We start from the raw sequence: 7,917 nt of genomic DNA, 5'->3' as shown, positions 1-7,917 counted from the left end.
TTCGTGTCTCCGTTTTGCTTCTGCTTTCGGCGTCCTATCCCCTCTCGCCCTCCCCTCCCCCCCCCCCCCTCTCCCCCCGCCCCCCCCCCCCCCCCCCCCCCCCGGAACGGTGGAAGGGCGGGTAGGGGACAGCCCCGCGCAGCGGCCCACCCGACCCGGTGCCCCGGTACGGCCCACCGGCCCCGCAGGGCCCCGCAGGGCCCCGCACGGCAACGCTCGCAACCGCCCGGCCAGGGCAAGGGCTACCCTGCCCCCGAGGGGGGCCGGCCGGGTCCGCCCGATGACCCCTCCGGAGGAGACATGGCCCCATTCGTGCACGCCGCCCGGGCGGCGACCGGCATCACCACCCTCACCCTCGACTCCCCGGCCAACCGCAACGCGCTCTCCGCCCGGCTCGTCGCCGAGCTCCGCGAGGCCCTGGCCGGTGCGGCCGCCGACCCCGGCACCCGGGCGGTGCTCCTCACCCACACCGGCAACACCTTCTGCGCGGGCGCCGACCTGAAGTCCCCCTGCGACCCCGGCGACTTCCTCGCCCTGCTCCGCGAGATCACCGCACTGCCCAAGCCGGTCGTCGCCCGCGTCACCGGGCACGTCCGGGCCGGCGGCCTCGGCCTGCTCGGCGCCTGTGACATCGCCGCCGCCGGGCCGCAGTCCTCGTACGCCTTCACCGAGACCCACCTCGGCCTCGCACCCGCCGTCATCTCCATGACCGTGCTGCCGCGCCTCGACCCCCGCGCCGCCTCCCGCTACCTCCTGACCGCCGAGGCCTTCGACGCCGCCGAGGCCGCCCGCATAGGGCTGCTCACCGTCCATGCCGCCGACGACGTCGACACCGCCCTCGCCCCCGTCCTCGACGGCCTCCGCAAGGCCTCCCCGCAGGCCCTCGCCGAGACGAAGGCCATGGTCGCCGCCGGGGTGCGCGAGGCCCTGGAGCGCGACGGGGCCCGCCTGACGGAGCTCTCCGCGCGGCTGTTCGCCTCCGCCGAGGCCCGCGAGGGCATCACCGCCCGCTTCGAGCGCCGGGACCCGTCATGGGTACGGTGACCGGCGCCGTCCCCAAGCAGGCGCGCAGCCGCGTCACCCGGCGCCACCTGCTGGAGGCGGCCGTGTCCTGCCTCGCCGAACACGGCTGGGCCGGCTCCACCGTCGCCGTCGTCGCCGAACGCGCCGGCGTCTCGCGCGGGGCGGCCCAGCACCACTTCCCCACCCGCGAGTCCCTCTTCACCGCCGCGGTCGAGTACGTCTCCGAGGAACGCTCCACCGCCCTGCGGGAGCTCTTCCAGACCACCCCGGCCCCGCGCCCCCGCGCCGCGGTCGTCGAGGCCCTGGTCGACCTGTACACCGGCGCCCTGTTCCGCGCCGCGCTCCAGCTGTGGGTGGCCGCGTCCAACGAGGAGCAGCTGCGCCCCCAGGTCGTCGAACTGGAGGCCCGCGTCGGCCGGGAGACCCACCGGATCGCCGTCGAGCTGCTGGGCGCGGACGAATCGCTGCCGGGCGTACGGGAGACCGTGCAGGGCCTGCTGGACATGGCGCGCGGTCTGGGCCTGGCCAACGTCCTGACCGACGACACGGCCCGCCGGGCCCGTGTGGTCGCCCAGTGGTCGAGGCTGATCGACGCCGCCCTCGGGTGAACCGCCGGGAACGCGCGAGGGCGCCGCACCCCGTCGGGGATGCGGCGCCCTGGACGGGGGTGCCTCAGGCGGTGGCGGCGATGTCCGCGTAGCCCTCGATGTCACGGGGGTCCCGGCGGCCCGGTCCCACGTACCGCGCCGACGGCCGCACCAGGCGGCCCGTGCGCTTCTGCTCCAGGATGTGCGCCGACCAGCCGGCGGTGCGGGCGCAGCTGAACATGGAGGTGAACATGTGCGCCGGGACCTCCGCGAAGTCCAGCATGATCGCGGCCCAGAACTCCACGTTGGTGGCGAGCACCCGGTCGGGGCGGCGGGCGTGCAGCTCCTCCAGGGCGGCCTTCTCCAGGGCGGCGGCGACCTCGTAGCGCGGGGCGTCCAGCTCCTTGGCGGTGCGGCGCAGCACGCGGGCGCGGGGGTCCTCGGCGCGGTAGACGCGGTGGCCGAAGCCCATCAGCCGCTCGCCCTTGTCGAGGGCCTTCTTCACGTACGCCACGGCGTCGCCGGTGCGCTCGATCTCCTCGATCATGCCGAGGACGCGGGACGGGGCGCCGCCGTGGAGCGGCCCGGACATGGCGCCCACGGCACCCGACAGGGCGGCGGCGACGTCGGCACCCGTCGAGGCGATGACGCGCGCGGTGAAGGTGGAGGCGTTCATGCCGTGCTCGGCGGCGGAGGTCCAGTAGGCGTCGACGGCCTTGACGTGCCGGGGGTCGGGCTCGCCCCGCCAGCGGATCATGAACCGTTCGACGACGGACTCGGCCTTGTCGATCTCGCGCTGCGGCACCATGGGCAGGCCCTGGCCGCGGGCGGACTGGGCGACGTACGACAGGGCCATGACGGCGGCCCGGGCGAGGTCGTCGCGGGCGGTCTGCTCGTCGATGTCGAGGAGCGGTTTCAGACCCCACACGGGGGCGAGCATGGCGAGCGCGGACTGCACGTCGACGCGGATGTCACCGGAGTGCACCGGGATGGGGAAGGGCTCCGCGGCGGGCAGGCCGGGGTTGAAGGCACCGTCGACGAGGAGGCCCCAGACGTTCCCGAAGGAGACGTGGCCGACCAGGTCTTCGATGTCCACCCCCCGGTAGCGGAGCGATCCGCCTTCCTTGTCCGGCTCGGCGATCTCCGTCTCGAACGCGACGACCCCTTCGAGTCCGGGTACGAAATCGGACATCAGGCGGCTCCTCAGGTAGTGCGAACACGCGCGGTTCCCGGCGTGATTCGCGGTCCGACGCGGTCATCCCCGTTGATGCCCGGCGCGGCCGAAGGTCATCCGTGCGGAACCCTCGGACCGGCCCCAAGATTTTGTCCGTTCCGGTGGGCGTGCGGAAGCGTGACATACGGCACACCGGCACCCGGCGTACTGCGGCAGGATGACCGTGTGACCGATCAGGACATTGACCCCGCCGTCATGCGCAAGCAGTACCGCTCCGAGATCGTCGAGGAGGCGGGCCTCGCCGACGACCCGATGGCGCAGTTCGCCCTGTGGTTCGCGCAGGCGGCCGACTCGCACCTCTTCGAACCCAACGCGATGGTCGTCTCGACCGCCACCGCCGGGGGCCGGCCCAGCTCACGGACGGTGCTGCTGAAGCAGTTCGACTCGCGGGGCTTCGTCTTCTTCACCAACTACGGCTCCCGCAAGGTGCGGGAGATCGACGAGAACCCGTACGTCTCGCTGCTCTTCCCCTGGCACCCCATCGCCCGGCAGGTCATCGTCACGGGCCGGGCCGAGCGGATCGGCCGGGACGAGACGGCCGCCTACTTCCGGTCGCGTCCGCACGGCTCGCAGCTGGGGGCGTGGGCGAGCGCGCAGTCCACGGTGATCGGCTCGCGGGCGGAGCTGGACCGCCGTTACGCGGAGCTGGCGGCGCGGTATCCGGAGGGGGAGCAGGTGCCGGTGCCGCCGGAGTGGGGCGGGCTGCGGGTGCTGCCCGACGCGCTGGAGTTCTGGCAGGGGCACGAGAACCGGCTGCACGACCGGCTGCGGTACGTGCTGGACGGGGACAAGTGGCGCGTGGAGCGGCTCTGCCCGTAGCGGCGTCGGCGGTCGCGGGGCCGGGTGGTGCCGGTGGCCGCCGCCGGGGTTCCGTCCTGCGGCTGCCCGGGTCCGGCGGAGCCTGAACGCAGGCGACCCGCGGTCTCGGGTTCCTCTCCTGCAGTGAGAGGAGCCGGCCGGACGTGCCGGCGAGACCGCGGGTCGGGTGACTGCTGGGATTGGCGCCGGGCGGTTTCCGCCGGGCACCGCACTGGGTGCGTTGCTGACGACGGGCCCTTAGCCCGCAGCCACCTCACGCGTCCGGTTTCCGTACATTTCGGGAACCACCTCCCTTCTCGTGTACGGCAGAGCCTAGATCGCCGTCCCGGGGCCCTCAAGCGATTTAACGCGCGGGTTTCCGGGCGGACATTCCGGGAGGTATCCGGGAGGATTCCGGGAAGCGGGTGTGGCCTGGGTCACGTTCCAGTTCAATGATCTGACGTGCCGCACACGCGAACACCTGCAGGGGGTGCCAGGTGAGTGCTTCCGGACGTGGTGACACCGCCGACGATCTGCTCGCAGCGCTGCTCGACGGGATGGACGCCGCCCTGTGCGCGTTCGACTCCGACGGCGTGATCACCCACTGGAACCGCGAGGCCGAGCGGATCCTCGGCTGGAGCGCCGCCGAGGCGGTGGGACGGCGCGGGTTCGACGGCTGGGCGGTCCGGGCCGCCGACGCGGACGACGTGCAGGACCGGCTGATGTCCGCGCAGGACGCGCCGGGCCGGCAGGTGCACGAGTTCGCCCTGCTGACCAAGGACGGCGGGCGGATCCTCGTACGCACCCAGTCCGCCGGGGTGCCCGGCGCCGACGGGAAGCCGGCCGGGGTCTACTGCGCCTTCAGCGAGGTCCACGCCCAGATCGACCTGGAACGCTCCATCGCCCTCAGCGAGGCGCTGATGGACGACGCCTCCTGGGGGGTCGTCCTCGTCGACGTGGACCTGCGCCCGGCGGTGGTCAACGCGCACGCCGCCCGCGCCTTCGGAGCCGGGCGCAGCGCGCTGCTCGGGCGGCCGCTCGGGGACCTGCTGGAGCAGGGCGTCGAGGAGCTGGAGGGCGCGCTCCAGCACGTACTGGCCGAGGGGGCGCCGCCGGCGCCGCTGGAGCTGTGGGTGTCGGTGCGGACCCCGGAGGGGGTGCGGCGGCGGTGCTGGCGGTGCGGGTTCCTGCGGCTGGGGTCGCCGCTCGCGGAGGAGCCGGTGCCGCTGGGGGTGGGCTGGCTGTTCCAGGACGTCACCGAGGCCCGGCAGGCCGAGCTGGACACCGGGCAGCTGCGGTTCCGGGCCAACCAGCTGTACCGGGCGGGGCGGGCCGCCGCCGAGTGCGAGGACCCGGCGGAGGCGGCCGCCGTACGGCTGGACTTCGCGCTGGCCGGCTTCGCGGAGCACGCGCTGCTCGACGTGCTGGAGCCGGGCGCGGGCGGGCGCCTGGTCCGCTCGGCGGTGTCCCCGTCGGGGCTGGCGCCGCTGCTGCCCGGGCCGGGGGCGATCCCGGTCCGGTACGAGGCCGCGCACCCGGCGCTCCAGGCCCTGGACCGGCTCGGCCCGGTCCGGGCCAGCGCCCCGGCCGGCGGGGCGGCCGAGGCGTGGGCCGGCTCCCGCCGGTGGCCCCCGGGCGCGGCGCACGCGCTGTGCGCGGTCCTCCGCAGCCGCGGCCGCACCCTGGGCGTGCTGACCTTCCTCCGCGGCCCGTCCCGGCCGGCGTTCGACCGCGCGGACGCCTCCTACGCGGAGGAGGTGGCGGCCCGGGTCGCAGCCGACCTCGACCTGGCCCGCCCCCCTGCCTGACCGGGACTCGGCCCTGCGGGGCTGGTCCCCTACCCGCCCTTCCACCGTTCCCAGGGGCGCTGCCCCTGACCCCGGTCCTCAAACGCCGGACGGGCTGAAAGAGCCGGGCGCTGCGCGCCCGGTGCGCTCAAATGCCGCGCGGGCTGGAGTGCGCAGCGCACTTCCAGCCCCGCCGGCGTTTGAGGCGCGGGGGTCTGGGGGCGGAGCCCCCAGGAGGGGTCCGGGCGCAGCCCGGGGAACGGGCGAAGGGCGGGGCGCGGAGCAGCCCGCGCAGCGGCACCCCCACGCCCGGGCCCGCCGCCGGGCGGCACACCGGCCCCGGCCGCAGCCGCGCCCCGGCGGCAACCCCGGCCCCCGGCGGCAACCCCGGCCCCCGGCGGCACACCGGCCCCTGGCCGCACACCGGCCCCTGGCCGCACACCGGCCCCTGGCCGCAGCCCGGTCCCCGCCCGGCCAGGGCAAGGGCACGGGCCTAGTGCCGGAAGAAGATCCGGTCCCCGTACTCCTGCATGACCCGCCCGTTCCACTCGTGCCCGCCGTCCACGTTCCCGGACCTCAGCAGCGGCGGCTCCACCCCCCGCGCCACCAGCTCCCCGGCGGCGGCCGCCATCACCGCCTGCATGATCGCGCTCGTCACCACCGTCGACGCGGGAGCGAACGGCGCGTCGATGCCGTCCAGCGACAGCTCCGCGTCGCCGACCGCGATCTTGCTGTCGAGCACGATGTCGCAGTGGTCCTTCAGGAAGGTGCCCGAGACGTGCCGTGACTTCGTCCCCGTCGCGTACGCCACCGACGTCACGCCGATGACCTTCAGGCCGATCGCGCGCGCGTTCATCGCCATCTCGACCGGGAGGGCGTTCCGCCCGGACAGCGAGATGATGACGAGGACGTCCCCCGCCGAGGCGGGGCTGCTGTCCAGGACCGCCCCGGCGAGCCCGTCGACGCGTTCCAGCGCGCTGCCCAGCGTCGCCGGCATGACGTCGACGCCCGCCGTGCCGGGGACGGCGAGGAAGTTCATCAGCGCGAGCCCGCCGGCCCGGTAGACCACGTCCTGCGCGGGGAGCGAGGAGTGCCCGGCGCCGAAGGCGAAGAGCCGGTTGCCGGAGGCGACGGCCTCGGCGATCACGGTCCCGGCCTCGTTGATCCGTGAGCCCTCCTCGTCGCGCACCCGCTCCAGCAGGCCGATGGCGGCGTCGAAGAACTGCCCGGCCAGCTTGCTCTCGCTCATACGCCGTAGGCCTTCCAGGGTGTGGGGTGTCGGGTGGGTGTGCGGCGGCTGCGCCGCCGTGGTCCGCCGTGGTCCGCCGCTCACCGTGCGGTCTGGACCAAGGGCGTGTCAATACGGCCGTCAATCCGGGCGCGGGCGGGCCGCGGCCGGATGTCCCGTACGCGCCTTGACGTTCGGGGGCGCTCGACGCGGGACGGTTGTCGGCCCGATGCGTCAGAATTGGGGACAGGGCCAGCGCACGCAATCCGAGGGGCACGAATGTCCGGACTGATCGACACCACGGAGATGTATCTCCGCACCATCCTGGAGCTGGAAGAGGAAGGTGTGGTCCCCATGCGCGCCCGGATCGCCGAGCGGCTGGACCAGAGCGGCCCGACGGTGAGCCAGACCGTGGCGCGCATGGAGCGTGACGGGCTGGTCGCGGTGGCCAGCGACCGGCACCTGGAGCTGACGGACGAGGGCCGCAAGCTCGCGACGCGCGTGATGCGCAAGCACCGCCTCGCCGAGTGTCTCCTCGTCGACGTGATCGGCCTGGAGTGGGAGCAGGTGCACGCGGAGGCCTGCCGCTGGGAGCACGTGATGAGCGAGGCGGTGGAGCGGCGGGTGCTGGAGCTGCTGCGCCACCCGACGGAGTCCCCGTACGGGAACCCGATCCCGGGCCTGGAGGAGCTGGGGGAGAAGGCCGAGGCGGACCCGTTCCTGGAGGACGGCATGCTGAGCCTGTCCGACCTGGATCCGGGCACCGAGGGCAAGACGGTGGTCGTGCGCCGGATCGGTGAGCCGATCCAGACCGACGCCCAGCTGATGTACACGCTGCGCCGGGCGGGCGTGCAGCCCGGCTCCGTCGTGAGCGTGACGGAGTCCCCGGGCGGGGTGCTGGTCGGCAGCGGCGGCGAGGCCGCGGAGCTGGACGCGGACATCGCCTCGCACGTGTTCGTCGCCAAGCGCTGAAGCGGTCGGGGCGGCGCCCCGAGGGTGTTGACGGCCGGCGGCCAGGCGCCGCCGGTCGGCCGGACGCAAGGCGGTCCCGGCGCCTTCCGGCGCCGGGACCGATCCTCCCCTTGCTGACCTGGAGCCCCGAGCTCTCAAGGTCATCCCCTTCGGACCGTCTTCCCCGAGCGGCCCGCCTCCCTGCTGAAAGGATCTCCATCGGCAGCGGCGGTCAATCCTTGAGCAAGGTCACTCGAAAGAGCGGTGTTGTCGGCGAGACGCCCGTTTTCGAATGCGGGTTCGATAGTC

Annotated in this window: 7 protein-coding genes; 5 read left to right on the top strand and 2 right to left on the bottom strand. The window is 74.4% G+C overall.

Annotated features, from left to right (window positions below; all coding sequences use genetic code 11):
- Positions 1-300: 300 nt before the first annotated feature.
- Complete coding sequence (locus AC07A6_RS23500) at positions 301-1,044, top strand: enoyl-CoA hydratase family protein (RefSeq protein ID WP_478778392.1); 744 nt, start codon at positions 301-303, stop codon at positions 1,042-1,044.
- Positions 1,032-1,631 carry a TetR/AcrR family transcriptional regulator gene (locus tag AC07A6_RS23495; protein ID WP_362473194.1) on the top strand — a complete coding sequence of 200 codons (600 nt, stop codon included), beginning with the start codon at positions 1,032-1,034 and terminating at the stop codon, positions 1,629-1,631. Before AC07A6_RS23500 ends, AC07A6_RS23495 begins: the two co-directional genes overlap by 13 nt.
- 64 nt (positions 1,632-1,695) lie before the next feature.
- On the opposite strand, the gene AC07A6_RS23490 is transcribed toward AC07A6_RS23495, so the two are convergent.
- Positions 1,696-2,802, bottom strand: coding sequence for a citrate synthase 2 (locus tag AC07A6_RS23490; RefSeq protein ID WP_362473191.1), 1,107 nt, complete (start codon positions 2,800-2,802; stop codon positions 1,696-1,698).
- Positions 2,803-3,039: 237 nt separating this feature from the next.
- On the opposite strand from AC07A6_RS23490, the gene pdxH reads away from it, so the two are divergent.
- Positions 3,040-3,663: a pyridoxamine 5'-phosphate oxidase gene (gene pdxH, locus AC07A6_RS23485; RefSeq protein ID WP_362473216.1), complete on the top strand. Its 624-nt coding sequence runs from the start codon at positions 3,040-3,042 to the stop codon at positions 3,661-3,663.
- 476 nt (positions 3,664-4,139) lie between these two features.
- Positions 4,140-5,450, top strand: coding sequence for a PAS domain-containing protein (locus AC07A6_RS23480; RefSeq protein ID WP_478778391.1), 1,311 nt, complete (start codon positions 4,140-4,142; stop codon positions 5,448-5,450).
- A 472-nt stretch (positions 5,451-5,922) separates the two neighbouring features.
- Here AC07A6_RS23480 and AC07A6_RS23475 read toward each other — a convergent pair whose 3' ends face one another.
- Positions 5,923-6,678 (bottom strand): SIS domain-containing protein, encoded by a 756-nt coding sequence (locus AC07A6_RS23475; protein WP_362474981.1) that lies wholly within the window; start codon positions 6,676-6,678, stop codon positions 5,923-5,925.
- Between the two features lie 258 nt (positions 6,679-6,936).
- Between AC07A6_RS23475 and AC07A6_RS23470 the strand changes: the two genes are divergently transcribed.
- Positions 6,937-7,629 (top strand): iron-dependent transcriptional repressor DtxR, encoded by a 693-nt coding sequence (locus AC07A6_RS23470; RefSeq protein ID WP_362474979.1) that lies wholly within the window; start codon positions 6,937-6,939, stop codon positions 7,627-7,629.
- The last annotated feature ends 288 nt before the right edge of the window (positions 7,630-7,917 follow it).

This window comes from Streptomyces sp. NPDC044002, from assembly GCF_056434525.1.
This window is presented reverse-complemented; position numbering and strand designations above follow the sequence as displayed.